The sequence below is a fragment of the Streptomyces sp. NPDC002580 genome, assembly GCF_042889485.1.
GTDB lineage: Bacteria > Actinomycetota > Actinomycetes > Streptomycetales > Streptomycetaceae > Streptomyces.
This window is the reverse complement of sequence record NZ_JBIAQZ010000003.1, coordinates 31,901-57,715: the sequence shown is the minus strand read 5'-3', so window position 1 is coordinate 57,715 and position 25,815 is coordinate 31,901. Positions and strand designations below refer to the sequence as shown.

20 protein-coding genes and 6 tRNA genes are annotated in these 25,815 nt (G+C 69.7%); 12 read left to right on the top strand and 14 right to left on the bottom strand.

The features are described from left to right. Positions 1-14: 14 nt before the first annotated feature. From ACFYW7_RS11175 to ACFYW7_RS11165, 3 genes are all read right to left on the bottom strand, one after another. Positions 15-87 (bottom strand) — tRNA-Gly (locus tag ACFYW7_RS11175). Positions 88-153: 66 nt separating this feature from the next. Next, positions 154-225: transfer RNA gene (locus ACFYW7_RS11170), tRNA-Gly, on the bottom strand. Between the two features lie 154 nt (positions 226-379). Further along, positions 380-697, bottom strand: coding sequence for an Lsr2 family protein (locus ACFYW7_RS11165; protein ID WP_389500532.1), 318 nt, complete (start codon positions 695-697; stop codon positions 380-382). A gap of 361 nt (positions 698-1,058) precedes the next feature. Between ACFYW7_RS11165 and purS the strand changes: the two genes are divergently transcribed. The 7 genes from purS (at position 1,059) to purM (ending at position 9,091) form a co-directional block, all read left to right on the top strand. Then, the gene (purS, locus tag ACFYW7_RS11160; protein ID WP_005482678.1) at positions 1,059-1,322 is read left to right on the top strand and encodes a phosphoribosylformylglycinamidine synthase subunit PurS; all 264 of its coding nucleotides are present in this window, start codon (positions 1,059-1,061) and stop codon (positions 1,320-1,322) included. Beyond that, positions 1,319-1,999, top strand: a complete 681-nt coding sequence (gene purQ / locus ACFYW7_RS11155) for a phosphoribosylformylglycinamidine synthase subunit PurQ (protein ID WP_389500530.1) — start codon at positions 1,319-1,321, stop codon at positions 1,997-1,999. The genes purS and purQ overlap by 4 nt, the downstream gene beginning before the upstream one ends. After that, entirely contained in the window at positions 1,996-4,272 is a 2,277-nt protein-coding gene (gene purL / locus ACFYW7_RS11150) for a phosphoribosylformylglycinamidine synthase subunit PurL (RefSeq protein ID WP_389500528.1), read from the top strand. Before purQ ends, purL begins: the two co-directional genes overlap by 4 nt. Positions 4,273-4,476: 204 nt before the next feature. Continuing rightward, positions 4,477-5,274, top strand: a complete 798-nt coding sequence (locus tag ACFYW7_RS11145; RefSeq protein WP_389500526.1) for a sterol carrier family protein — start codon at positions 4,477-4,479, stop codon at positions 5,272-5,274. 295 nt (positions 5,275-5,569) lie between these two features. Continuing rightward, positions 5,570-6,361: an META domain-containing protein gene (locus ACFYW7_RS11140; protein ID WP_389500524.1), complete on the top strand. Its 792-nt coding sequence runs from the start codon at positions 5,570-5,572 to the stop codon at positions 6,359-6,361. 61 nt (positions 6,362-6,422) lie between these two features. Further along, positions 6,423-7,949 (top strand): amidophosphoribosyltransferase, encoded by a 1,527-nt coding sequence (gene purF, locus ACFYW7_RS11135; RefSeq protein WP_389500522.1) that lies wholly within the window; start codon positions 6,423-6,425, stop codon positions 7,947-7,949. 41 nt (positions 7,950-7,990) lie between these two features. Next, complete coding sequence (purM, locus tag ACFYW7_RS11130) at positions 7,991-9,091, top strand: phosphoribosylformylglycinamidine cyclo-ligase (protein ID WP_389500519.1); 1,101 nt, start codon at positions 7,991-7,993, stop codon at positions 9,089-9,091. Positions 9,092-9,252: 161 nt separating this feature from the next. Here purM and ACFYW7_RS11125 read toward each other — a convergent pair whose 3' ends face one another. Both ACFYW7_RS11125 and ACFYW7_RS11120 read right to left on the bottom strand, forming a co-directional pair. Then, the gene (locus ACFYW7_RS11125) at positions 9,253-9,507 is read right to left on the bottom strand and encodes a DUF3073 domain-containing protein (protein WP_037615441.1); all 255 of its coding nucleotides are present in this window, start codon (positions 9,505-9,507) and stop codon (positions 9,253-9,255) included. A gap of 301 nt (positions 9,508-9,808) precedes the next feature. Further along, on the bottom strand, positions 9,809-10,903 hold the full coding sequence (locus tag ACFYW7_RS11120) for a Leu/Phe/Val dehydrogenase (RefSeq protein ID WP_389500516.1): 1,095 nt from the start codon (positions 10,901-10,903) through the stop codon (positions 9,809-9,811). A 222-nt stretch (positions 10,904-11,125) separates the two neighbouring features. Here ACFYW7_RS11120 and ACFYW7_RS11115 point away from each other — a divergent pair, with 222 nt between their 5' ends. Then, positions 11,126-11,974, top strand: coding sequence for a hypothetical protein (locus tag ACFYW7_RS11115; protein WP_389500514.1), 849 nt, complete (start codon positions 11,126-11,128; stop codon positions 11,972-11,974). A 686-nt stretch (positions 11,975-12,660) separates the two neighbouring features. Then, positions 12,661-12,867: a developmental transcriptional regulator BldC gene (gene bldC, locus ACFYW7_RS11110; protein WP_003949541.1), complete on the top strand. Its 207-nt coding sequence runs from the start codon at positions 12,661-12,663 to the stop codon at positions 12,865-12,867. A gap of 468 nt (positions 12,868-13,335) precedes the next feature. Here bldC and ACFYW7_RS11105 read toward each other — a convergent pair whose 3' ends face one another. The 9 genes from ACFYW7_RS11105 to ACFYW7_RS11065 form a co-directional block, all read right to left on the bottom strand. Beyond that, positions 13,336-13,527, bottom strand: coding sequence for a DUF6274 family protein (locus ACFYW7_RS11105; protein ID WP_389500512.1), 192 nt, complete (start codon positions 13,525-13,527; stop codon positions 13,336-13,338). Between the two features lie 448 nt (positions 13,528-13,975). Beyond that, positions 13,976-14,050, bottom strand: a tRNA-Asp gene (locus ACFYW7_RS11100). Positions 14,051-14,144: 94 nt separating this feature from the next. Further along, the gene (gene hrpA, locus ACFYW7_RS11095; RefSeq protein ID WP_389500509.1) at positions 14,145-18,122 is read right to left on the bottom strand and encodes an ATP-dependent RNA helicase HrpA; all 3,978 of its coding nucleotides are present in this window, start codon (positions 18,120-18,122) and stop codon (positions 14,145-14,147) included. A gap of 136 nt (positions 18,123-18,258) precedes the next feature. Continuing rightward, a complete protein-coding gene (locus tag ACFYW7_RS11090) occupies positions 18,259-18,633 on the bottom strand; it encodes a hypothetical protein (protein ID WP_389500507.1) in 375 nt (124 codons plus the stop codon). Positions 18,634-18,801: 168 nt separating this feature from the next. Then, positions 18,802-18,875, bottom strand: a tRNA-Phe gene (locus tag ACFYW7_RS11085). Between the two features lie 24 nt (positions 18,876-18,899). Next, positions 18,900-18,974: transfer RNA gene (locus ACFYW7_RS11080), tRNA-Asp, on the bottom strand. 46 nt (positions 18,975-19,020) lie between these two features. Then, positions 19,021-19,093, bottom strand: a tRNA-Glu gene (locus ACFYW7_RS11075). Between the two features lie 202 nt (positions 19,094-19,295). Further along, positions 19,296-20,828, bottom strand: a complete 1,533-nt coding sequence (locus ACFYW7_RS11070) for a metallophosphoesterase (RefSeq protein ID WP_389500505.1) — start codon at positions 20,826-20,828, stop codon at positions 19,296-19,298. A gap of 144 nt (positions 20,829-20,972) precedes the next feature. Then, positions 20,973-21,323, bottom strand: coding sequence for a metallopeptidase family protein (locus tag ACFYW7_RS11065; RefSeq protein ID WP_366695189.1), 351 nt, complete (start codon positions 21,321-21,323; stop codon positions 20,973-20,975). 175 nt (positions 21,324-21,498) lie between these two features. Between ACFYW7_RS11065 and ACFYW7_RS11060 the strand changes: the two genes are divergently transcribed. From ACFYW7_RS11060 to ACFYW7_RS11050, 3 genes are all read left to right on the top strand, one after another. Beyond that, positions 21,499-22,749 (top strand): serine hydrolase domain-containing protein, encoded by a 1,251-nt coding sequence (locus ACFYW7_RS11060; RefSeq protein ID WP_389500503.1) that lies wholly within the window; start codon positions 21,499-21,501, stop codon positions 22,747-22,749. Positions 22,750-22,919: 170 nt separating this feature from the next. Next, on the top strand, positions 22,920-23,432 hold the full coding sequence (locus ACFYW7_RS11055; protein WP_389500501.1) for a hypothetical protein: 513 nt from the start codon (positions 22,920-22,922) through the stop codon (positions 23,430-23,432). A 449-nt stretch (positions 23,433-23,881) separates the two neighbouring features. Then, positions 23,882-25,815: DEAD/DEAH box helicase (locus ACFYW7_RS11050; RefSeq protein WP_389500499.1), on the top strand; the 1,934-nt coding region annotated here is incomplete at its 3' end.

Below are 25,815 nucleotides of genomic sequence, written 5' to 3'. Positions count from 1 at the left end.
GCCTTTCCTTGCTGAGCGGACGACCAGGTTCGAACTGGCGACCTCAACCTTGGCAAGGTTGCGCTCTACCAACTGAGCTACGTCCGCATTGCCTCCGACCGGCTTTCACCGATCGGCGCGAGCACCACCCTACCTGATCGGTAAGGGATGCAGAGCGGGTGACAGGAATTGCACACTGCGCCTTCCCCCTGGAAGGGGGATGTTCTGCTACTGAACTACACCCGCAAGACTCCTCGGGGTTCGGGCCTTCCGGCCTTGCCCCTCGGCGTGCTCCAGACTCTAGCTGACCAGCGGGGGGTCAGCGCAAGTCGGTTCTCCCGGGGGTCCGCCGGAGGGCCGGCGGCGGGGTCCTTCGGCGGACCCCGCGCGAGGTGCCGGCTCAGTGCGACTCGGCGAACGCCTCGTAGACCTTCTTGGGGATCCGGCCTCGCGGCGGCACGTCCAGCTTGTTGGAGCGGGCCCAGGCGCGGACCGCGGCCGGGTCGGGCGTCAGCGCGGTGTGCGTGTACGCCTTCCCGGACTTCGACTGCTTGCGGCCGGCGTCCAGGTAGGGCGCGAGCGCCTTACGCAGTTTCTTGGCATTGGCTGGATTGAGGTCGATCTCGTACGACTTGCCGTCGAGTCCGAAGGCGATCGTCTCGGCCGCTTCCGAGCCGTCGATGTCGTCAAAGAGAGTGACCACGACACGCTGCGCCACGAATATCGGTCCCTTCGTGCGACACCTCCGCGATCAACGGCCATGACGTGCACGGACGTCATGGAGTTGTCGGGGAGTTGTCGGCTGTCCGGCTGTTATCGAGCAAAGTATCGGCTATTGCCAATTCCTTTGTACAGTGCCCGGCATTGCATTGTGAAGCCCGACTAAAACCTTGCGCGTGTCCGAAGGCAATCGGGCCCTGCCGCTCTTCTGCGGTTTTTCCCAGGATTTTCCGTCCACGCCCCCGCTCCGATGCGGGATCGTGATCGGGGTCACGTAGGATTCTACGAATCTACGCGAGTAGAAATTTCGTGCGGGTAGTCTGAAGCGACCTGCTCAGCACCACACACCGGGAGTGCCAGTGGCACGCGTCGTAGTCGACGTCATGCTCAAGCCGGAGATCCTCGACCCCCAGGGCCAGGCGGTGCAGCGTGCACTGCCGCGCCTCGGTTTCGAAGGTGTCTCCGATGTCCGTCAGGGAAAGCGATTCGAACTGGAAGTGGACGGACCGGTGGACGACGCCGCGCTCGCCCGCATCCATGAACTGGCGGAATCCTTCCTCGCCAACACCGTGATCGAGGACTTCACCGTCAAGGTCGAGGAAGTCGCGGAGGCCGGAAAGTGACCGCTCGTATTGGAGTCGTCACCTTTCCCGGCAGCCTGGACGACCGCGACACGCAGCGCGCGATCAAGCTGGCGGGCGCCGAACCCGTAGCCCTCTGGCACAAGGACAAGGACCTCAAGCAGGTCGACGCCGTGGTGCTGCCCGGCGGATTCTCGTACGGCGACTATCTGCGGGCGGGCGCCATCTCGCGTTTCTCGCCGGTGATGGAGACCGTCATCGCGCAGGCGAAGTCCGGAATGCCGGTTCTCGGCATCTGCAACGGCTTCCAGGTCCTCACCGAGGCGCACCTCCTCCCCGGCGCGATGCTCGGCAACAACCACCTCCACTTCATCTGCCGCGACCAGAAGCTGCGGGTGGAGAACGCGGAGACCGCCTGGACCGCCGACTACGAGTCCGGCCAGGAGATCCACATCCCGCTGAAGAACATGGACGGGCGGTACGTCGCCGACGAGCACACGCTCGACATGCTCGAGGCGGAGGGACGGGTCGCGTTCCGTTACCTGGACGTCAACCCGAACGGCTCGCTGCGGGACATCGCCGGCATCACGAACGAGGCGGGCAACGTCGTCGGCCTGATGCCGCACCCGGAGCACGCCGTCGAGCCGCTCGTCGGGTCCGGCCGCACCGACGGCCTCCCCTTCTTCACCTCGATCCTCAAGAAGCTGGTCAACGCATGAGCCGCACGCCTCTGGACACGGTCGAGAACGCGGCCGCGACCCCCGACGTCGAGCTGCCCTGGGCCGAACTGGGCCTGAAGAAGGACGAGTACGAGCGCGTCGTCGAGATCCTCGGCCGCCGGCCCACCGGCGCCGAGCTCGCCATGTACTCCGTCATGTGGTCCGAGCACTGCTCCTACAAGTCCTCGAAGGTCCACCTCCGCCAGTTCGGTGAGAAGGCCCCGCAGTCGGACGCCCTCCTCGTCGGCATCGGCGAGAACGCCGGCGTCGTCGACGTCGGCCAGGGCTACGCGGTCACCTTCAAGGTCGAGTCGCACAACCACCCGTCGTACGTAGAGCCCTACCAGGGCGCGGCCACCGGCGTCGGCGGCATCGTCCGCGACATCATCGCCATGGGCGCCCGCCCGGTCGCGGTCGTCGACCCGCTGCGCTTCGGCGCGGCCGACCACCCCGACACCAAGCGCGTCCTGCCGGGCGTCGTCGCGGGCATCGGCGGCTACGGCAACTGCCTGGGCCTGCCGAACATCGGCGGCGAGGTCGTCTTCGACGCCTGCTACCAGGGCAACCCGCTGGTCAACGCCGGTGCCATCGGCGTCATGCGGCACGAGGACATCCACCTCGCGAAGGCGTCCGGCACGGGCAACAAGGTCATCCTGTACGGGGCCCGCACGGGCGGCGACGGCATCGGCGGCGCGTCGATCCTCGCCTCGGAGACCTTCGACGACGCCAAGCCGTCGAAGCGTCCCGCCGTCCAGGTCGGCGACCCCTTCCAGGAGAAGCTCCTCATCGAGTGCACCCTGGAGGCCTTCGCCGAGAAGCTCGTCGTCGGCATCCAGGACCTCGGCGCGGCCGGTCTGTCCTGCGCCACCAGCGAGCTGGCGTCCAACGGCTCCGGCGGCATGCGCGTCACCCTGGACGACGTGCCGCTGCGCGACTCCACGCTCTCGCCCGAGGAGATCCTCATGAGCGAGTCGCAGGAGCGCATGTGCGCGGTCGTCGAGCCGGAGAAGGTCGACCGGTTCCTGGAGATCTGCGACAAGTGGGACGTCATCGCCACCGTCATCGGTGAGGTCACCGACGGCGACCGCCTGGAGATCTTCTGGCACGGCGGCAAGATCGTCGACGTCGACCCGCGCACCGTCGCGCACGACGGCCCGGTCTACGAGCGCCCCTACGCCCGCCCGTCCTGGCAGGACGCGCTCCAGGCCGACGACGCGAACAAGCTGCCCCGCCCCGCGACGGGCGAGGAGCTGAAGGACCAGGTCCTGAAGCTGGTCTCCTCCCCGAACCAGGCCTCCAAGTCCTGGATCACCTCCCAGTACGACCACTTCGTGCAGGGCAACACGGTGCTGGCCCAGCCCGAGGACTCGGGCATGATCCGCATCGACGAGGAGACCGGGCTCGGCGTCGCCATCGCGACCGACGGCAACGGCCGTTACGCCAAGCTCGACCCGTACACGGGCGCGCAGCTGGCCCTCGCCGAGGCCTACCGCAACGTCGCGACGACCGGTGCCAAGCCGCTCGCCGTCTCCGACTGCCTGAACTTCGGCTCGCCCGAGGACCCGGCCGTCATGTGGCAGTTCGTCGAGGCGGTCCGCGGTCTCGCCGACGGCTGCCTCCAGCTGGGCACCCCGGTGACCGGCGGCAACGTCTCGCTGTACAACCAGACCGGCGAGGCCGCCATCCACCCGACTCCGGTCGTGGCCGTGCTGGGTGTCATCGACGACGTCGCCCGCCGCACCCCGGTCGCCTTCCAGGAAGAGGGCCAGCTCCTCTACCTGCTCGGCGACACCCACGAGGAGTTCGGCGGTTCGGCCTGGTCGCAGGTCGTCCACGACCACCTCGGCGGTCTGCCGCCGAAGGTCGACCTGGAGCGCGAGCGGCTGCTCGCCGAGATCCTCATCTCGGCCTCCCGCGACGGCATGGTCGACTCCGCGCACGACCTGTCCGACGGCGGTCTGGTCCAGGCCGTGGTCGAGTCGGCGTTGCAGGGCGGCAAGGGCGCGCGGCTGATCGTGCCCGATGGTCTCGACGCGTTCACCTTCCTGTTCTCGGAGTCGGCGGGCCGCGCGGTCGTCGCCGTCCCGCGTTCGGAGGAGCTCCGCTTCAACGACATGTGCGGTGCCCGGGGTCTGCCCGTCACCCGCATCGGCGTCGTCGACGGCACCGAGTCCGAGGGGACCGCGGTGATCGACGTCCAGGGCGAGTTCGTCCTCCCCCTGGCCGAGCTGCGCACGGCGCACGAGGCGACGATCCCGGCGCTGCTGGCGTAGTCAGGGACACGTACGAGCGAAGGCCCCGTCCGGGTTCCGGGCGGGGCCTTCGCCTGTCCCCGCGCGCTTCGACGCACTTCGGTCCGACCGGTGAGCCGGGCGAGGACGTGGACGTCCGCTTCGGATCCCCCGCGTTCGACGGCCGCGTAGGGGCGGTCCGGTCCGGCCCGCGCACCACCGGCGGCTCGTTCTAGGCTGAGGACCATGCCTCCGGCCAAGAAGCGCGCTCGCACGTACGACTCCGCCAAGATCCGTGCCGCGGTCCTCGCGCAGTTCGGGAACGTACGGGACGGCGTCCGCACCCTGAGCGAGGAGCAGTTGGCGCTCCCCGCGCACCTCGGGGAGTGGACCGTGCGCGACCTGGCAGCCCACCTCGGCGCGGCCGTCGAGTCCGTCAGCCGCAACCTCGACCGGCCGGAGCCCGCCACCAGGGAACTCGCACTGCTCGACTGGCCGTTCGCCACCGCCGCGCGGGCCGGGGCCATCGCCGACGCCGGCCGGGAACTCGCGGAGCGGAATCAGGACCTCGACGCGCTGTACGCGGACGCCGAGCGACGGATCACCGAGCGCCTGGCCGCAGCCCCCGACGGCCGGCTGCTCGCCACCCGCACCGGGTCCATGACCCTCGCCGACCACCTCGTCACCCGGACCGTCGAACTCGTCGTCCACACCGACGACCTGAACCGCGCGGTGCCGGGCCTCGACATCCCGTACGACCGTCAGGCGCTCGCCGCCTGCACCCGGTTGCTCGCCGACGCGATCGCGGTGAAGGCGCCCGGCGCTTCGACGGAGGTCAGGATCCCGCCGTACGCCGTCGTGCAGTGCGTGGAAGGGCCCCGGCACACCCGCGGCACCCCGCCCAACGTCGTCGAGACGGACCCGTTGACCTGGATCCGGCTCGCGACGGGACGCACGCTGTGGAAGGCGGCCCTGGACGACGCGAAGGTCAGCGCCAGCGGGGAGCGCGCCGACCTCGGAGCCCTGCTCCCCCTGATGCGCTGAACCCTCCCGACCCGCACCGGCATCCGTGCCCGGGCGTGCCCCCGGCGGGTGGGAGCTCTGCGCCCCGGCATCCGTGCCGAGCATGCCCCCGGCGGGTGGGAGCCCTCCGCACCGGCATCCGTGCCCGACAGGCCCAGCAGGCGGCAGGCGTGGCCCCACCCGCACACCCGCACCCCGCGTTCGTCCCAGCCCCGCCCAGCCCCCACCCGGCGGTGTCCTCCCCGGCCACGCCCCCGCGGGGGCATCCGGGCCCCCCCGGGGGGAACCGACCTTCCACCCCTCCCGTCACATCGGCATGGACAAGCAGCGAACGACCGTCAGCGTCCTGACCCTGCTTCCCCTCGCCGTTGCCTGCGGCGGTCAGACGGCGGGGAGTGGTTCCGCGGGGGTCGGGTCGTCCCCGGTGACCGGTGTCCACTGGAGCGTCGACAGCCTCACCGTGGACGGGAGGACCGCCCGGGCACCCTCGGGCGCGTATCTGCGGATCGGCGAGGACGGCCGAGCCGGTGGCAACCTCGGCTGCAACGGATTCGGTTCGACGGCCACCGTCGAGGGCGACCGCGTCCGCTTCGGCGAGATGCGGGCGACCGACATGGCCTGCGCGAAGGGCCCGATGAGCTTCGAGCGGAGTCTCGGCCGTACGTTCGCGGACGGGAGCGCGCTCACGGCGAAGACCGACGGCCACCGGCTGACGCTCACCGCGGACAACGGCGACCGCGTGGCTCTCACCGAGGAGAAGGACGCGCCCCTGCGCGGGACGAAGTGGACGGTCACGGCACTCGGCGACGAGAACGTGGCCCGGCCGCTCCCGAAGGGGACCGAGGCGTACTTCGTCCTCGGCGAGGACGGCCGCCTCGAAGGGCGCCTCGGCTGCAACCGTGTGTCCGCCCGGGCCACCGTCGGCGACGGACATATCACCCTCGGCCCGGCCAGGACCACCCGGATGGTGTGCGACGGCTCACTCATGAGGACCGAGAAGGCGCTGCTGAAGCTCTTCGACAGCAAGGTCGCCTACGCGCTGGATCACCGCGGCATCGCCCTGACCAGCGCAAACGGCACTGTCGTCAGCGCGGTGGCCGCAGAGTGATCCATTAGGGTCCCGTATCCCCAATTCGGACCAGTGGTCGATCTCGCCTACACTCGGTGCCGTGCCACGTGGTGACGGTCGACTCAATCATGATCTGCTCCCCGGTGAGAAAGGCCCCCAGGACGCTTGCGGCGTCTTCGGTGTCTGGGCTCCGGGCGAAGAGGTCGCCAAGCTCACTTACTTCGGGCTCTACGCCCTCCAGCATCGGGGTCAGGAATCCGCGGGAATCGCGGTCAGCAACGGCTCCCAGATCCTCGTCTTCAAGGACATGGGCCTCGTGTCCCAGGTCTTCGACGAAACCTCTCTCGGCTCGCTCCAGGGTCACATCGCGGTCGGTCACGCCCGCTACTCGACCACCGGTGCCTCCGTCTGGGAGAACGCCCAGCCGACGTTCCGTGCCACCGCGCACGGTTCCATCGCGCTCGGCCACAACGGCAACCTCGTCAACACGGTGCAGCTCGCCGAGATGGTCGCCGACCTGCCCAAGCAGGAAGGCCGCACCACCCGTGTGGCGGCCACCAACGACACCGACCTGCTCACCGCGCTCCTCGCGGCCCAGGTCGACGCCGACGGCAAGCCGCTGACCATCGAAGAGGCCTCCGCCGAGATCCTCCCGCAGGTCCGCGGAGCCTTCTCGCTCGTCTTCATGAACGAGACCACCCTCTACGCCGCCCGTGACCCGCAGGGCATCCGCCCGCTGGTCCTCGGCCGCCTGGAGCGTGGCTGGGTGGTCGCCTCCGAGTCCGCGGCCCTCGACATCTGCGGCGCCAGCTATGTGCGCGAGATCGAGCCGGGCGAGTTCGTCGCCATCGACGAGAACGGCCTGCGGACCTCACGATTCGCGGAAGCGAAGCCCAAGGGCTGCATCTTCGAGTACGTGTACCTGGCCCGCCCCGACACGGACATCGCCGGTCGGAACGTGTACCTCTCGCGTGTCGAGATGGGCCGCAAACTCGCCAAGGAAGCCCCTGTGGAGGCCGACCTGGTGATAGCGACCCCGGAGTCCGGGACGCCCGCCGCGATCGGTTACGCGGAGGCCTCCGGCATCCCCTTCGGCGCCGGCCTGGTCAAGAACGCGTACGTCGGCCGGACCTTCATCCAGCCGTCGCAGACGATCCGACAGCTCGGAATCCGCCTCAAGCTGAATCCGCTCAAGGAAGTCATCAAGGGCAAGCGCCTGGTCGTCGTCGACGACTCGATCGTGCGCGGCAACACCCAGCGCGCCCTGGTCCGGATGCTCCGCGAGGCCGGTGCGGCCGAGGTCCACATCCGGATCTCCTCCCCGCCCGTGAAGTGGCCCTGCTTCTTCGGCATCGACTTCGCGACCCGCGCCGAGCTGATCGCGAACGGCATGACCATCGAGGAGATCGGCACCTCGCTCGGCGCCGACTCGCTCTCGTACATCTCGCTCGACGGGATGATCGAGGCGACGACGATCGACAAGCCGAACCTGTGCCGCGCCTGCTTCGACGGCGAGTACCCCATGGACCTTCCGGACCCCGAACTGCTCGGCAAGCAGCTCCTGGAGACCGAGCTGGCCGCGGGTCCCGCAGCCACGGCCGCGGCTGACGCCATCCGTCGCCCGTAGCGCCGCAGAGCCCCGTTTCACCAAGCGAAAGATCCCAGGCAATGTCTTCTTTGTCCGATCAGTCCCCTCCGGCGACGGGCAGTGCCTCCGGTGCGTCCTACGCCGCCGCCGGAGTCGACATCGAGGCGGGCGACCGCGCCGTAGAGCTGATGAAGGAGTGGGTGAAGAAGACGCAGCGCCCCGAGGTCCTCGGTGGCCTCGGCGGCTTCGCCGGCCTCTTCGACGCCTCCGCCCTCAAGCGTTTCGAGCGTCCGCTGCTCGCCTCCGCCACGGACGGTGTGGGCACCAAGGTCGACATCGCCCGCCGGCTGGGCGTGTACGACACCATCGGCCACGACCTCGTGGCGATGGTCATGGACGACATCGTGGTGTGCGGCGCGGAGCCGCTCTTCATGACCGACTACATCTGTGTGGGCAAAGTCCACCCGGAGCGGGTAGCGGCCATCGTGAAGGGCATCGCCGAGGGCTGTGTCCTCGCGGGCTGCGCCCTGGTGGGCGGCGAGACGGCCGAACACCCCGGTCTGCTGGGTCCGGACGACTTCGACGTCGCGGGAGCCGGTACGGGCGTCGTCGAGGCCGACCAGCTGCTCGGCCCGGATCGTATCCGTACGGGTGACGCGGTGATCGCCATGGCGGCCTCCGGTCTTCACTCGAACGGGTACTCGCTCGTCCGGCATGTCCTCTTCGACCAGGCGAAGCTGAGCCTGGAGACGCACATCGAGGAGTTCGGCCGCACGCTCGGCGAGGAGCTCCTGGAGCCCACCAAGATCTACTCCCTGGACTGTCTGACGCTGACGAAGAGCGCCGAGGTCCACGCCTTCAGCCACATCACCGGCGGCGGTCTCGCGGCCAACCTGGCCCGTGTCATCCCGGACGGTCTGCACGCCGTGGTGGACCGGGAGACCTGGACCCCGGCGCCGGTCTTCGACCTGGTCGGCAGGACCGGCGGCGTCGAGCGCCTGGAGCTGGAGAAGACGCTGAACATGGGCGTCGGCATGATGGCGATCGTGCCCGAGGAGTCCGCGGAGGTCGCCCTCGCCGTCCTCGCGGACCGCGGCGTGGACGCCTGGATCGCCGGCGAGATCACCGAGCGCGGGGACCACGCGACGGGCGCGGCGCTCATCGGCGACTACGCGGGCTGAAGCCCCTGAGGCAGCACAAAACCCGGTCCGGTGGTGAAACCCCGGACCGGGTGAGGTGCAGTCGCTACTACGAGAAACACGCCAGGCGATCTACCAGTAACCCACGCCAGGAGATCCGCTAAGAAGAAGAGATCGCGGAAACTGCGAGGGACGCTGTTGCGTCAAGCGCCGCGACGTTGCGACTGAGGGCCGGACTGGTCGTCCTCGTCCTCGTCGTCGTCGTTATAGAGATCCGCGTACTGTGCGTACGGGTCGTCTTCCTCGTCGTCGTCCTCGAACGGCTCGCCATTCGGCGGCTGGCTCGAAGTCGAAGCGCCCAGCTCATTGGCCAGACGCGAAAGGTCAGTCCCGCCGCTGCTGTACTTCAGCTGGCGGGCGACCTTCGTCTGCTTGGCCTTTGCCCGGCCGCGCCCCATGGCTCGACCCCCTCGGATACGGGGCTCGACGGCCCCAGAGTCTTGACACGCGTTCATGATCTGGAACGGACTCTCCATGGAGAGACCGGTCCGTAGGGCTTCCACGGTACCTGAGCCCGCGCCCATACGGTACGTCGCCCGCAGCACGCGCCTCCACCCAGAACCCGCGAGGTGCCCTGTCCTCGCTGGTCAACCGCGATTTTAACCTGTTCTTCGCCCACGACCCGCCGACAGACGTGAGAGTTCTCTCCCAGTCGACTGCCGACGGGTCCCTGACAAGCGCCTTCGGCCTCGGCAGGCGTCAGTGACGCCGCGCCTCCGCCATCCGCTGCTCGGCGATCCGGTCGGCCGCCGCGGCCGGCGGAATTCCGTCCTGCTTCGCACGTGCGAAGATGGCCAGCGTGGTGTCGAAGATCTTCGCGGCCTTCGTCCTGCACCGGTCGAAGTCGAAGCCGTGGAGCTCGTCGGCGACCTGGATGACACCGCCGGCGTTCACCACGTAGTCGGGGGCGTACAGGATCCCGCGGTCGGCGAGGTCCTTCTCGACACCCGGGTGGGCGAGCTGGTTGTTGGCCGCGCCGCACACGATCTTCGCGGTGAGGACCGGCACGGAGTCGTCGTTGAGCGCTCCGCCCAGCGCGCACGGCGCGTAGATGTCGAGGCCCTCGGTGCGGATGAGCGTCTCGGTGTCCGCGACGGCGGTGACGCCGGAGGGATGCCGGTCCAGGATCCGCCGCACGGAGTCGGCCCGTACGTCCGTGATCACGACCTCGGCGCCGTCCTCGCGCAGGTGGTCGACCAGGTGGTGGCCCACCTTGCCGACGCCGGCGACGCCGACCTTGCGGCCGCGCAGCGTCGGGTCGCCCCACAGGTGCTGGGCGGAGGCCCGCATGCCCTGGAAGACGCCGAAGGCGGTCAGGACCGAGGAGTCGCCCGCGCCGCCGTTCTCCGGGGAGCGGCCGGTCGTCCACCGGCACTCGCGCGCCACGACGTCCATGTCGGCCACGTAGGTGCCGACGTCGCAGGCGGTGACGTACCGGCCGCCGAGCGAGGCGACGAACCGGCCGTACGCGAGGAGCAGCTCCTCGGACTTGATCTGCTCGGGGTCGCCGATGATGACGGCCTTGCCGCCGCCGTGGTCGAGTCCGGCCATGGCGTTCTTGTACGACATGCCGCGCGCGAGGTTCAGGGCGTCGGCGACGGCCTCCGCCTCACTCGCGTACGGGTAGAAGCGCGTGCCGCCGAGGGCCGGGCCCAGAGCGGTGGAGTGGATGGCGATGACGGCCTTCAGGCCGCTGGCGCGGTCCTGGCAGAGCACGACTTGCTCATGACCCCCCTGATCCGAGTGGAACAGGGTGTGCAGTACATCAGCAGGCGCGCCGGTTACGTCGGTCACTGTGGTGACTCCCAGGTAAAAAACGGCGGTTGGGTGCGGGGCCCGTGCGGATGGCGGGCTCCGTGGGAATGAGACTAGAGCCTGGGCCGATCCGGCCTCGGCACAGTGGTCAGGATCACCTACGGGCGGGTCACCGCCATGGTTCGATTTGCATAGATTTCTTGTCAGGTCGTGAGCGGTTCTCGCTGGTTTTCCCGGTGGTCGACGGGGGAGGGAGCAGGCGTGCCCAAGGTGTCCGCAGTGATCGTCCCGTACACGTCGTACCTGCGGGTGTACGAGCCGCTGGCCGCGTTCCCCGAGTCGGAGCGCGGGCACTGGGCGCGCTACGCCCGGCGCACCGAGCGCCCCTCGTACCAGGACGAGCTGCGCCGCTCGCTGGCCGACCTGCTGCCCACCCCGCCGGTGCCCGTGCCGGTGCACGAGAGCGCCGACGCGTTCGTGGCCGAGGTCGACGGGGTGGTGTGCGTCTGCCCCTGGCGCACCCGGCTGCGCGGCTGGCAGGCCCTGGACGAGCTGGGTGAGGAACTCCCCGCGTCCGTCCTGGACGCGGTCCTGCCGCCGCTGGTGCGCCGTCAGGCCGCGCTGGACTACGAGCGCTGGCTGACGCGCAACCCGGACGCGCGGCCGTGGATCCGCACCTCCACCTGGCAGGTGCCGCTGAACTGGTTCGTGCTCGTCACCGACCAGGAGCGGGAGTACGAGAAGGGGGCGGGCCCGGGCGGGGCCGAGCCGCTGCTGCGCTACCGGACGCCGATGGTGCAGGCGCGGCGGCGCACGGCGCGGGCCCTGCGGACGCTCCGGGACGCGCTGGACGAAGGGCCGCTCATCGAGGGCCTGGTGGACGTGGGGCGCTGGCTGGAGGAGTTCCATCCGAGTTCGCTGGTCGAGCTCGACTACGGAGGACTCGTGCACGCGCTGCCGGCCGGTCAGCTGGAGGACGACCACTCCGCCGCGGATGTCGCCGAGGGCATCGAGGCGCTGCGCACGGGTGACGGGGCGAAGGCGGGCGAGGCGTACGGGCGGCTGGTGGAGCGCTGGCGGTCGGTCAGGGACCGGCGTTCGTCGAACTGAGGTCCGTCCAGGGCGAAGCGGGGCCGAGCGGAGACCGAGCCGAAGCCGAGCCGAGGACGCCTTGAGGTCGGTCCTGGACCGAGCGATCGGTGGGTGGGCCGGGAAGGCGGGCTCCGGGTGGTTCACATGGGACGGGAGTTGCCTCTGGGGCTGCTGTCGAGTGTGATCTGCTTCTCACTGGATGCGGGTCGAACTCGCGTATGGTCCTCACACGCTGAAGAACCCTCACTCCAGGACGTAGGTCCTGATCCGGGCTTATGCGTCAACGGGTGCCAAGCGTGATGGATGGCACTTACCTGGCTCTTGCGTCTCTTGCCCTTCCTCGTGCCAAAATAGGACAAGGAGTCCGGGGGAGGACTCCCTCCGTCCGCATATGGGCGGAACCTCCGCATTGCACACTATGGGGGGTCTGGTGACTCCTGATCGCCCTGTGACTGATCGTCACAGTGGCGTGACTGTCCGCTATGGCATGGTCCATCGGCTTCCGTCGCTGATGAACACCTGGGAGGGCAATTCCATCGGTTTGGCCGACGCGGCTGGACGGATGGTGTAGTTGTAGTGCCGAGGACAAGCCGTTCGTCCTATAACCGACTCGACCCGCGTCCGCCATTTCGGGCAACGCGGGTCAAGGTGCAGAATTTAGAGGAAAGAACCGAGAAGGTTCGGTTCTCCCGAGGAGGCCGCTCATGACCGCTCGCACCCCTGATGCCGAGCCGCTGCTGACCCCGGCTGAGGTCGCCACGATGTTCCGCGTCGACCCCAAGACGGTCACGCGGTGGGCGAAGGCCGGCAAGCTCACATCCATCCGCACACTCGGCGGACATCGCCGCTACCGCGAGGCTGAGGTCCGCGCACTGCTCGCGGGTATCCCGCAGCAGCGCAGCGAAGCCTGAACCATCGCATAACCGGACAAGTCGAGGGGTCCCCCAGCCCGTCGAAGTGCCCGAACCACAGCTCCAAACGACGCGGATTCTGCCCCAACAGAGCCCACGCCCAAGCTTTTTCTGACATATGAACAGGGTGCGTCGTAGATCGCGCTGGACTCCGCCGGGTCCAGCGCGATCTTTTTTGTGCGGTCTCCGAACCTACGGGACGGGCCTGTGAGCGGCCTTGTCGGAGTCTGGGGGTGGGTGTCGGATCGACTGTGGATGCCCTCGGTGAGGGGTGCAATTGCACATATTAAATTGACTAGTTGTAGGACAGGGGTAAGTTCCACACTTCTGAAAACATATGCGGTGACTCCCGTCACATGCCACAGTCCTTGTCGCCTGAGAACCTTCTGCGCTAAAGGAGTTGAGGCTGTGAACCAGGGGAAACGGTGGAGCGTGCGCCGGGTGGTGCTCACGCCCGCGGTCCCCGCGTCACGCCGGCGCGGAGCTCTCGTCCTCCGGAGCGCCCTCGGGGTCCTGTTCGTCGTGCGGGGCGGGTTCCATGGCCAGCCGCAGGAGCTGATGGCAGATCGGGCAGTGCCGCGTCAGGTGCCGGTACTCGGAGGCGGCCGCCAGGTGGGCTCGGAGCAGAGCCCGGGTCTCGTGCCGAGCGGACACCGCCATGCGCACCTCCAGAGGGTCGGCAGGGCGAGGGCCCTGGTTTCCGGGGTACCGGCGGAATGTGACGCCGTCAAGAGACGCGAACGGACCGCCGGCCCCCTTCGGACACTCCGGCGGCCGTGAGCGCGGGCCGATCCGCGCCTCTGAGCGGCGGGTGCCCGCGTCCCTGGACGGCGGCGGTGCCCGGATCGCTGACGGACCGGCAGCCACGCGGGCGGCGCCCCGCACGGTCGCACCGTCGGGCTCCGGAGAGTCGGAGCTCTGAGCCCCGAATGCCCAGACGCCCGTGGCCCGATGCCGGGGCCTTCGGCGGCCATCGGAGAGCCGGGAGCGCGCCGGCTGCCGGCGAGGCCGGTGTGGTCGGAGCCGTGGATGTCGGACGGGACGCGCGAAGAGCCCGGAGGGGAAACGCGAGAAGGCCCGGAGCCGAAGCTCCGGGCCTTCTCTCATGCGGTCCTGACGGGATTTGAACCCGCGGCCTCCACCTTGACAGGGTGGCGAGCACTCCAAACTGCTCCACAGGACCTTGATTCGCAGCGACTTGTTCTGCGCTGTGCTGCGAAATGAGACTGTACAGGAGGGTGAGCCCAGGGTCGAACTCACTTCACGTACAGACGTCGTTACGGCGCCGCGGCGTCGATCGCCTTCACGATCCGCTTGTCGGAGACCGGGTACGCCGTGCCCAGCGCGTGGGCGAAGTAGCTGACCCGCAGCTCCTCGATCATCCAGCGGATGTCCAGGACCGAGGAGGGCACCGGCCGGCCCTGCGGCAACTGCTCCAGGAGCCAGGCGTACTCGTCCTGCATCTCGTGGACCTTCTCCATGCGGCTGGTGTCCCGCTGGACGGCGGTCGGCATCTGCTGGAGACGCCGGTCCGCGGCGACCAGGTACCGCATCAGGTCCGGCAGGCGGCGCAGTCCGGTCGCCGTGACGAAACCGGGCTTCACGAGGGCGTCCAGCTGCTTCCGCACGTCCGCGAGGTTCGCGAGCAGCGTGGGGCTCCTGAGCCCCTTCAGGCGCCGCTCACAGGCCTGCCAGGCGGCGAGCACCTGCTGCACCTGCCCGACGGTGCGCACGGTCGTGTCGACGATCTCGGCCCGCACCTTGTCGTACAGCTTCCGGTAGGACTCCTCGTCCCACGCCGGGCCGCCGAAGTCCGCGATGAGCTTGTCCGCGGCGGCCATCGCGCAGTCGTCGAAGAGCGCCTGCACCGAGCCGTGCGGGTTCGCGGACAGGGCGAGCTTCTGGGCGTTGGTCAGCTTGTCCGAGGCGAACTTGCCCGGGTTCACCGGGATGTTCCGCAGGATCAGCCGGCGGGTGCCCTTCCACATGGCCTCGGCCTGCTCGGTCTCCGTGTCGAAGAGCCGTACCGAGACGGTGTTCGCCGCCGGGCCGTCGTCGACCAGCGCCGGGTACGCCTTCACCGGCTGGCCCGCCCGGCGGGTCTCGAAGAGGCGTGTGAGCGAGCCGATCGTCCAGTCCGTCAGCCCCGAGCGTTCCAGGGACTCGCCGCCCTCGCGCTCGGCCGTGGCCGCGGCGGCCTGCGAGATCGCCTGGCGCGCCTTCGGCTTCAGCCGGATCTTCAGGGCCTCCAGGTCCTTGTCCTCGGCGAGCTTGCGGCGCCGCTCGTCGACGATCCGGAAAGTGATCTTCAGATGGTCGGGGAGGCGTGACCAGTCGAAGTCGTCGGCGGTCAGCGGCACTCCGACCATGCGCTTGAGCTCGCGCGCCATGGTCAGCGCCAGCGGCTCCTGGAGCGGTACCGCCCGCTCCAGGAACTTCTGCGCGAAGTTCGGGGCGGGAACGTAGTTCCGCCGGATCGGCTTCGGGAGGGAACGGATCAGCTCCGTCACCACTTCCTCCCGCAGCCCCGGGATCTGCCAGTCGAAGCCCTCGTCCGTGACCTGGTTCAGGACCTGGAGCGGGACGTGGACGGTCACGCCGTCCGCGTCCGCGCCCGGCTCGAACTGGTAGGTCACCCGGAACTTCAGCCGCCCCTGGAGCCAGGAGTCGGGGTAGTCGTCCTTCGAGACGTCCCCGGCCCGGTCGTTGATGAGCATCGAGCGCTCGAAGTCGAGGAGCTCGGGCTCCTCGTGGCGCTTGTGCTTCCACCAGGAGTCGAAGTGCGCCCCGGACACGACGTGCTCGGGCACCCGCTGGTCGTAGAAGTCGAACAGGGTCTCGTCGTCGACCAGGATGTCCCGGCGGCGGGCCCGGTGCTCCAGCTCCTCGACCTCGGTGAGGAGCTTGCGGTTGTCGGCGAAGAACTTGTGGTGCGTGCGCCAGTCGCCCTCGACCAGCGCGTTGCGGATGAACAGGTCGCGGCTGGCCTCCTGGTCGATCCGCCCGTAGTTCACCTTCCGCTGCGCGACGATCGGGACGCCGTACAGCGTCACCTTCTCGTACGCCATCACGGCGGCCTGGTCCTTCTCCCAGTGCGGTTCGCTGTACGTCCGCTTGAGGAGGTGGCCGGCCAGCGGCTCGACCCACTCCGGCTCGATCCGGGCGTTGACGCGCGCCCAGAGCCGCGAGGTCTCGACGAGTTCCGCCGACATCACGAAACGCGGGGGCTTCTTGAACAGCGCGGAACCCGGGAAGATCGCGAACTTGGCGCTGCGCGCGCCCAGGTACTCGTTCTTGCTGGTGCTCCTCCCGCTCTCCCCGCCGGTCTCCTTCACGTCCTTCATGCCGATGTGCGACAGCAGACCGGCGAGCAGCGACACATGGACGCTCTGCTCGGGCGCGTCCTCCTCGTTGAGGTGGATGCCCATCTGCTTGGCGACGGTCCGCAGCTGGCTGTAGATGTCCTGCCATTCGCGGATGCGCAGGAAGTTGAGGTACTCCTGCTTGCACATCCGGCGGAACGCGGACGAGCCGCGCTCCTTCTGCTGCTCGCGGATGTAGCGCCACAGGTTGAGGAAGGCGAGGAAGTCGGACGTCTCGTCCTTGAAGCGGGCGTGCTGCTGGTCGGCCTGCGCCTGCTTCTCGGAGGGCCGCTCGCGCGGGTCCTGGATGGAGAGCGCGGCCGCGATCACCATGACCTCGCGCGCGCAGCCGTTCTTCTCGGCCTCCAGGACCATCCGGGCGAGCCGGGGGTCGACGGGCAGCTGGGCGAGCTTGCGGCCGGTCGGCGTGAGCCGCTTGCGGGCGTCCTTCTCCGTGGGGTCCAGCGCGTTCAGTTCCTGGAGGAGCTGGACGCCGTCGCGGATGTTGCGGTGGTCCGGCGGGTCGATGAAGGGGAACTTCTCGATGTCGCCGAGGCCGGCCGCGGTCATCTGGAGGATGACGGAGGCGAGGTTCGTCCGCAGGATCTCGGCGTCGGTGAACTCCGGCCGGGCGAGGAAGTCGTCCTCGGAGTACAGCCGGACGCAGATGCCGTCGGACGTACGGCCGCAGCGGCCCTTGCGCTGGTTGGCGCTGGCCTGGGAGACCGCCTCGATGGGCAGCCGCTGGACCTTGGTGCGGTGGCTGTAGCGGGAGATGCGGGCGAAGCCGGGGTCGATCACGTACTTGATGCCCGGCACGGTCAGGGAGGTCTCGGCGACGTTGGTCGCCAGAACGATCCTGCGCCCGGTGTGCTGCTGGAACACGCGGTGCTGCTCGGCGTGCGAGAGCCGGGCGTACAGCGGCAGGACCTCGGTGAAGCGGTAGTTCTTCTTCACCAGCGCGTCGGCGGTGTCGCGGATCTCGCGCTCGCCGGAGAGGAAGACGAGGATGTCGCCCTTGCCCTCGCCCTGGAGCTCCTCGACCGCGTCGCAGATCGCGGTGATCTGGTCGCGGTCAGCGTCCTCGGCGTCCTCCTCGAGGAGGGGTCGGTAGCGCACCTCGACGGGGTACGTCCGTCCGCTGACCTCGACGATCGGCGCCTCGCCGAAGTGCCGGGAGAAGCGCTCGGGGTCGATGGTCGCGGAGGTGATGACGACCTTGAGGTCGGGTCGCTTGGGGAGGAGCTGGGCGAGGTAGCCGAGCAGGAAGTCGATGTTGAGGGACCGCTCGTGGGCCTCGTCGATGATGATCGTGTCGTACGCGCGCAGCTCACGGTCCGTCTGGATCTCGGCGAGGAGGATGCCGTCCGTCATGAGTTTGACGAAGGTGGCGTCCGGGTTCACCTGGTCGGTGAAGCGGACCTTCCAGCCGACGGCCTCGCCGAGCGGGGTGTCCAGCTCGTCCGCCACGCGCTCGGCGACGGTACGGGCGGCGATACGGCGGGGCTGGGTGTGCCCGATCATGCCGCGGACGCCACGGCCCAGTTCCATGCAGATCTTCGGGATCTGGGTGGTCTTGCCGGAGCCGGTCTCACCGGCGACGATCACGACCTGGTGGTCACGGATGGCGTCCGCGATCACGTCCTTCTTCTGGCTGACCGGCAGCTGTTCGGGATAGGTGATGGCGGGGACGCGGGCGCGGCGCTCGGCCATGCGGACCTCGCCCTTGGCGACCTCCGCCTCGATCTCGGCGAACACGGCGGAGCGGGCTTCGGGCTTGCGGATCTTGCGCGCGCCTTCGAGCCTGCGCCCGAGCCGGTGCGCGTCGCGCAGGGACAGCTCGGCCAGACGGGGGGCGAGATCGCCGAGGGCGGGGGCAGGGTGCGTAGACATACGCGGTCCAGGATCTCACCTCGGCGAAAAGACTGGCGAACGCTTTTGCGCGCCGGGGCCGTACGGCCCCGCCCGTGCCCCCTTTCCGGGCGCTCGGCGGGGCGGGCGTCGGACGGTTCCGAAGCGATTGCTGCCGCTATTCCGGTTCGTTCCCGGGGCGAGGCCGGTCACGGTCCGTCTCCGGGGCGGCGGCCGGTGCCGGGACCGTCCGCGGGGGCGTGGCCGCTCCCGGGACCGGGGCCGCGGGCACGCGTGGCTGAGCCATGGCCCTGGCCGTGTTCGAGACCGCCTTGATGCCCAGGTAGGCCGTGGTGGTGCTGCTCACCGCGGTGAAGGCGGCGGTGAGCACGCCGACGGTCACCGCCTTGTCGCCGTTCAGCTGCCACACCCCGAAGACCGCGACGCAGACGACCGCGAGGTTGCTCATGACGACCGCGGTCAGCCCGTAGCGGGCGCGGTAGCGCTCCAGGTCCAGTTCGCGCATCGGCTTCGGCCTGTCATCGTTCGACACCACTCGTTCCCCCGTCCGGGACACCGCGTCCGCCGGCCGAACGTAGCGCTGTGCACAGGACATGCCAAGTCGGCGCCAGGTGCGTCTCCGGGGCGCGCGGAGGGCCGGTCATCCGGGGCGCGCGCGGGACATGAAAAAGGCCCCGATCCGAAGATCGGGGCCTCGCTGTGGCTGGGGCCGGGGTCGAACCGGCGACCTATCGCTTTTCAGGCGATCGCTCGTACCAACTGAGCTACCCAGCCACGAGATTTCCGGAGAAACCTCAGCGGTCCTGACGGGATTTGAACCCGCGGCCTCCACCTTGACAGGGTGGCGAGCACTCCAAACTGCTCCACAGGACCAAGCTTTTGTGTGCGATGCGTGAACAGTGTCGCACACGGTGTTGCGTGCCCCCAACGGGATTCGAACCCGTGCTACCGCCTTGAAAGGGCAGCGTCCTAGGCCGCTAGACGATGGGGGCGAACAGCCTTACCGCTCTGCTTCGTCTTCGCGTTCCCGAAGGGACGTGAGAAGCAAATGACTTCGCTTTCCCCCAACGGGGTTCCGCTTCTCCGTCGCTTCGAAGGAAGTTCCGGACGGTCAGGCCCTGACCGGCGCCCTTGGGCACGAACAGACTGTACTACGTGGCCCGGACGGGGACCAAACCGAATAGGAAGGGGGGCTCAGGGCCGGTTTTCCTCCGGGAGATGGCGGCTGACCTCCGCCGTCGTGAGGCCGAGACCCCCGAGCTTGATCTCGTCCCAGGCCTGGAGCCGGCGGGTGTCCCGGTCGAAGTAGAGGACCGAGGTCTCGATGGGGTCCGGGTACCGGCCCTCGACGGCGCGCAGCCCGCTGCCGCCCGTGGAGCCCTCGACCCGCAGCCGGGTGCCCTGCTTCATGACCTCCATGTCCTCGTGGTGCACGTGCCCGGCCAGCACCAGGGGAACCGTGCCGTCCGTCACGCGGGCGGCCGACGGCTCGTGGACGACGGCGACGTCGACCGGGGTGCCCGCGGCGTGCTGCTCGCGCAGGGCGGTGGCGAGCCGGGCGCCCGCGAGGTACTCGGCCGGGTCCCCGCCCGGTGCGGCCGCGCGGTCCGGGGTGAACTGCGGGTCGCCGATGCCGGCGAAGCGCAGCCCCCCGATCGTGACGGCCCGGCCCTCGTCGAGGACGTGCACGTTCTCCAGGCGTTCCAGGTAGCGCTGCGTCTCGTCCGAGTCGTGGTTGCCGCGGACCCAGAGGTACGGGGCGCCCAGGTCCGGGATCGGGTCCAGGAAGCCGTTCTCGGCCGCCGAGCCGTGGTCCATGGTGTCGCCCGAGTCGACGATCACGTCGATGGCGTACTGCTGCACGAGCGAGCCGATGATCTTCCAGCTCGCCGGGTTCAGATGGATGTCGGAGACGTGCAGGACCCGGATCGTGGTGGGGTCGGGCCGGTAGGCCGGGAGGGTGGACGTGACGTCGTACAGCTTCGTCACGTTCGTCACCAGCCGGGCCAGTTCCTTCTGGTAGACGTCGAACTCGCTGACGATGCTGCGGGCGTTGCCGACCAGGGACGGGGCGGAGGAGAGGAGCCCGGAGTACTTCGGCTCCAGGACCGACTCGGGGTTCCAGGTCGCGAAGGCGGTCGTGCCCGAGGCCGCCAGCAGGGTGAGGGCGAGGCCGCCGGCGGCGAGGGCCCGGCGCGGGCGGCGGTAGACCGCGAGGCCGAGGGCGGTGGCGCCGGCGACCACGGCTATGCAGGAACGGACCGCCAGGTCGAGGGTGCCGTGCTCGACGTCCCGGGTGACCTCGTCCTGGAGTCCGGAGAGGCGCTCGGGGTGGTCGACGAGCGCTTGGGAACGTTCCGGGTCGAGCTGGTCCACGTCCACGTCGAGGCGCAGCGGGGCTTGGTGACTGTCCAGCTCCAGGGCGCCGAGCGGGGAGACGTTGATCTTCGTGCCGCCGGTGAGGGAGGGGCGCAGGGTCATGGTGGTGTTCATGGGGCCGACCGGGACGCGCACGTCGCCCACCACCAGCAGGCCCAGCCAGGCGCCGAACAGCACCACGCAGAGCAGTCCGAGGGCACGGGTGTACGGGTTCCGCCGGGCGGCGAGTTCGAGCACCGGGCCCTCGCGACGGCGTCGGCGGCGGCCGACGAGGACGTGCGACGCCCGGCGGACGCGGTCGGTCGTACGGCGGAGAGCGGCGGTTGCGGCAACGGGGACGCGGGCCATTGGTCCCGTATGCCCAGACGCCGGAGCGGGTATGCGGGAGCCCCGCCGCCGTGAAGTACGGCGGGACGAGTCCCGTCGTGTCCCGCCGCCGGCTCGGGCGGGAGGGGCGCGGCCCGTCCCGGCCGCGTTCCCCCGGCGTCCCGGTCAGCCCCAGCCCAGCTCGTGCAGCCGTTCGTCGTCGATGCCGAAGTGGTGGGCGATCTCGTGGATCACGGTCACGGCGACCTCGTGGACCACCTCGTCCGGGGTCTCGCACATGCGCAGCGTCGGGCCCATGTAGATCGAGATGCGGTCCGGGAGCACGCCGGCGTACCACTCGCCGCGGTCGGTCAGCGGTGTGCCCTCGTAGAGACCCAGCAGCTCGGGGTCGTCGGCCGGGGGCTCGTCCTCGACGAACACGGCGACGTTGTCCATGACCCGGGTCAGCTCGGGCGGGATCTTGTCGAGGGCCTGGCTCACGAGCTCTTCGAAGGTTTCTCGCGTCATCTCCAGCACAAGGCCATTGTCAGGGAAGGCGGTGCTCCGGGCGGAGGGGCGGAGGGGGCGAGAAGGCCGGACGAGGCCCGGGCGGGACCTGGACGAACCGGTGGTCTGCCCCACATGGGGTGTCTCCCCGTGGTTCCGGAGTGTTCTGTCGAACAGTGATGAATCGTCCCGACATAGTGCGGGCATGACACGCACCCCTTCCCCGACGGGTCCCCGCCCGCGTGGCCGCGCCCGCAGGGCCCTCCTCTGTGCCGCTCTCCTCGCCGTCGCGGTCCAGACGACCGCCGCCGCACCGGCGTTCGCCGAGGGGTCCGCACGTCGCGACGGACGCGACTGCGTACGGACCGAGAGACCTCTCGACGGCCAGGCCCGCCGGGTTCTCGACATCACCCGCAGGGCCAAGGCCGAGTTCCGTCTGAAGTCCGTGGAACTGAAGGTCACCCGGGGCGGGCGCGAGGTCGTCACCGACGCGCTCGGCGAATCCATGACCGGTGTCCCGGCCCGCCCGGACATGCACTTCCGCGCGGGTTCCGTGGTCTTCTCCTACATCGGTACGGCCCTCCTCCAACTCGTCGAGGAGGGCAAGGTCGGCCTCGACGACACCGTCGAGCGCTGGCTGCCCGGTCTCCCGAAGGCGAACCGGATCACCCTGCGGATGCTGGCCTCCAACACCACCGGCCTGCACGACTACGTCACCGACCCGGCCTTCCTGGCCGAGCTGGGGGCCCACCCGTTCCGCCACTGGACCCCGCAGGACCTGCTGGCGTACCCCTACAGCCACAGCTTCTGGTACCGGCCGGGGACGAACTGGAGCTACTCGCACGCCAACTACCTGCTGCTCACCCAGGCGTTGGAGAAGATCACCGGCACCCGGATCGACAGGTTCCTGAAGGAGCGGGTGACGGGCCCGCTGGGTCTGGACAACACGCGGAACAACTTCACTCCCGACATCCCGCGTCCCGTCCTGCACGCCTTCACGTCCGAGCGGGGCCTGTACGAGGAGTCCACGTTCTGGAACCCGTCGTGGACCACCGCGCCCGGCGCGGTCATCACCACCCACATCTGTGACCTGGCCCGTTCGGCTCAGGCCATCGGCAGCGGCGAACTGCTCTCGCACCGCGCTCACCGCACGCTGCTCGACCCGGGAACGGTCGGCCTCGGCGGTCCGACCGCCAAGTGCCCTGCCACGGTGTGCGTGAAGCAGACCGGGGACCGGCACTTCGGGCTCGGTGTCCTCGTGGTCAACGGGTGGGTGGTCCAGAACCCGTCGTTCTCCGGCTACGCGGCGATCCAGGCGTACCTCCCGTCCGACCGTCTCGCCATCGCGGTCAGCTCCACCAAGACCGCGGGCTCACCCGACGGCAACCAGGCCGAGGTGATCGCCCAGCGCATCGCGGCCGCGCTGGCGCCGCGGACCCCGCTGGCCGCCGGCTGACCCGGAGACCCTCGAAGAACGCGCTCCACGCAAGCCCCCGGGCCCGGTTGGGCCCGGGGGCCGCGTGTCCTCTTGCGGGCGGCGGGAGTTGAACGGGGTGAACTCCCGTTCCTCCCCCACGTTCTCGGCTCCTTCCGAGCGGGGGACACCCCGTTCGGAGGTGGCCGCCCGTGCGCGCCCTGCATGTACCCGTCCGTCTGGCCGTCACGGTCGTCGCGCTCGCCGCTGCCGCCGGTTGCATGAGCGTCGGTGACGACGGGGAGCGGCCGGGTCCCTCGCACTCGGCGGGGCGACGGGCCGGCGAGGCGCCCGGTGACGAGCCCGCCGCGGGGGTCGGCGGAGTCGGGTCGCGCGGCGGGAAGGGCGGCCACGGCGGCAAGGGCAAGGCGAAGCCGGGGGAGTCCGCGTCCGGGGACCCCTCCGCGTCGGCGTCGGAGTCCGCGAGCGGGAAGCCGTCCGCGAAGGCGACGGAGAAGGGCGGGAAGCCGTCCGCGGTCTCCGTGCCGCCCGGTGAGCCGACTCCCACCCGGACGACGGAGGAGCCGTCGCCGGAACCGCCTCCCCCGCCGTCGCCGGCGGAGCCCGACCCCGGCCCGGCGGAACCGTCCTCGTCGGCCCACGAGCAGCAGGCCACGCAGCTGGTGCAGCGGGAACCGGCACCCGAGGCGGGCTCCCCCGTGTGAGGGGCGCGCGGTCCGGGACGGGGCGGAGCCGGAGGCGGGGACGGCGGTCGTCGGCCGGGCGGCGCGGTGCGTCGGGGCCGGACGGTCCGGACGCCGGGCGGCGCCGGTGGGCCGTGCGCCCGGGGCCGGGTGTGGCGGGGTTCACGGGTTTCGGGGCCATGGATGTGGTCTGTTCAACAGCGCGGTCGGCGAGGTGGGGGTAACTTTGTTGATGCGAGCAGGTGGCTGAGAAAGCACCCTGGCCTGCTCGTATGAGGCTCGGTTTGCCTTCATGGGGGAAGGGTGCGTATGGTAGTAGATCGTTTGATCCCATTTGCCCGGCGCCGCCGCAGAGAGCGCCGCGTGGCGCGTACTCTCCCTTGCCGTGGCCGGACCGCATAGAGGCGGTCGTTTGCGACTTCACGGAGTTTGGGCGCGTGCCGAAGAACTCCGGAAGGTTCGCATTTCGCATGTCAATTTCCAGTACTGACCACATCGTCGTGCCCGAGAACAACGAGAACGACGACGCGGTCGAGGTCCTCGAGGTCGTGGAGACCGTCGAGACGGTCGAGTCCGTCGAGTCCGTCCCCGAGGTCACCTTCGAGACCCTCGGTCTCCCCGAGGGTGTCGTCCGCAAGCTCGCGCAGAACGGCGTGACCACGCCCTTCCCGATCCAGGCCGCGACCATCCCGGACGCCCTGCTCGGCAAGGACATCCTCGGCCGTGGCCGCACCGGCTCCGGCAAGACCCTCTCCTTCGGTCTGCCGACCCTGGCGCAGCTCGCCGGCGGCCACACCGAGAAGAAGAAGCCGCGCGCCGTCATCCTCACGCCGACCCGTGAGCTCGCGATGCAGGTCGCGGACGCCCTCCAGCCCTACGGCGACGTCCTCGGCCTCAAGATGAAGGTCGTCTGCGGCGGTACGTCGATGGGCAACCAGATCTACGCCCTGGAGCGCGGCGTCGACGTCCTCGTCGCCACCCCGGGCCGTCTGCGCGACATCATCAACCGCGGCGCCTGCTCGCTGGAGAACACCCAGATCGCCGTCCTCGACGAGGCCGACCAGATGTCGGACCTGGGCTTCCTGCCCGAGGTCACCGAGCTGCTCGACCAGATCCCGGCCGGCGGCCAGCGCATGCTGTTCTCCGCCACGATGGAGAACGAGATCTCCACGCTGGTCAAGCGCTACCTGACCAACCCGGTGACGCACGAGGTCGACAGCGCCCAGGGCAACGTCACGACCATGTCGCACCACATCCTCATCGTGAAGCCCAAGGACAAGGCGCCGGTCACCGCCGCGATCGCCTCCCGCAAGGGCCGCACGATCATCTTCGTCCGCACCCAGCTCGGCGCCGACCGCATCGCGGAGCAGCTGCGCGACGCCGGTGTGAAGGCCGACGCGCTGCACGGCGGCATGACGCAGGGCGCCCGTACGCGGACGCTGGCCGACTTCAAGGACGGTTACGTCAACGCGCTCGTCGCGACCGACGTCGCCGCCCGCGGCATCCACGTCGACGGCATCGACCTGGTCCTGAACGTGGACCCGGCCGGTGACCACAAGGACTACCTGCACCGCTCCGGCCGTACCGCTCGCGCGGGCCGTTCCGGCACCGTCGTGTCGCTGTCCCTGCCGCACCAGCGCCGCCAGATCTTCCGGCTGATGGAGGACGCGGGCGTCGACGCCGCGCGTCACATCATCAACTCGGGTACGGCCTTCGAGCCCGAGGTCGCCGAGATCACCGGCGCCCGCTCGATGACCGAGGTCCAGGCCCAGTCCGCGGGCGACGCCGCCCAGCAGGCCGAGCGTGAGGTCACGCAGCTCACCAAGGAGCTGGAGCGCGCGCAGCGTCGTGCCGTCGAGCTGCGCGGTGAGTCCGACCGTCTGGTCGCCCGTGCCGCCCGCGAGCGCGGCGAGGACCCGGAGGCGGCCGTTGCCGCCGCCGCCGAGGCCGCTGCCGAGCAGGCCGTCGTCGCCGACGCCCCCGCCGCCGAGGCCGTCGCCGAGCCGGCCGAGCGTCCCGCGTACGAGCCGCGTCAGCGCCGCGACGACCGTGGCAACTACGAGCGTCGTGACAACGACCGTGGTGGCTTCCGTCGTGACGACAACCGTGGTGGCGGCTTCAACCGCGACGACCGTGGCCCGCGTCGTGACGACCGTGGTGGCGACCGTGGTGGTTTCCGTCGTGACGACAACCGTGGTGGCGGCTTCAACCGCGACGACCGTGGCGGCCGTTCTTTCGAGCGTCGTGACGACAACCGTGGTGGCGGCTTCAACCGCGACGACCGTGGCCCGCGTCGTGACGACCGTGGCGGCGACCGTGGTGGTTTCCGTCGTGACGACAACCGTGGTGGCGGCTTCAACCGCGACGACCGTGGCGGCCGTTCTTTCGAGCGTCGTGACGACAA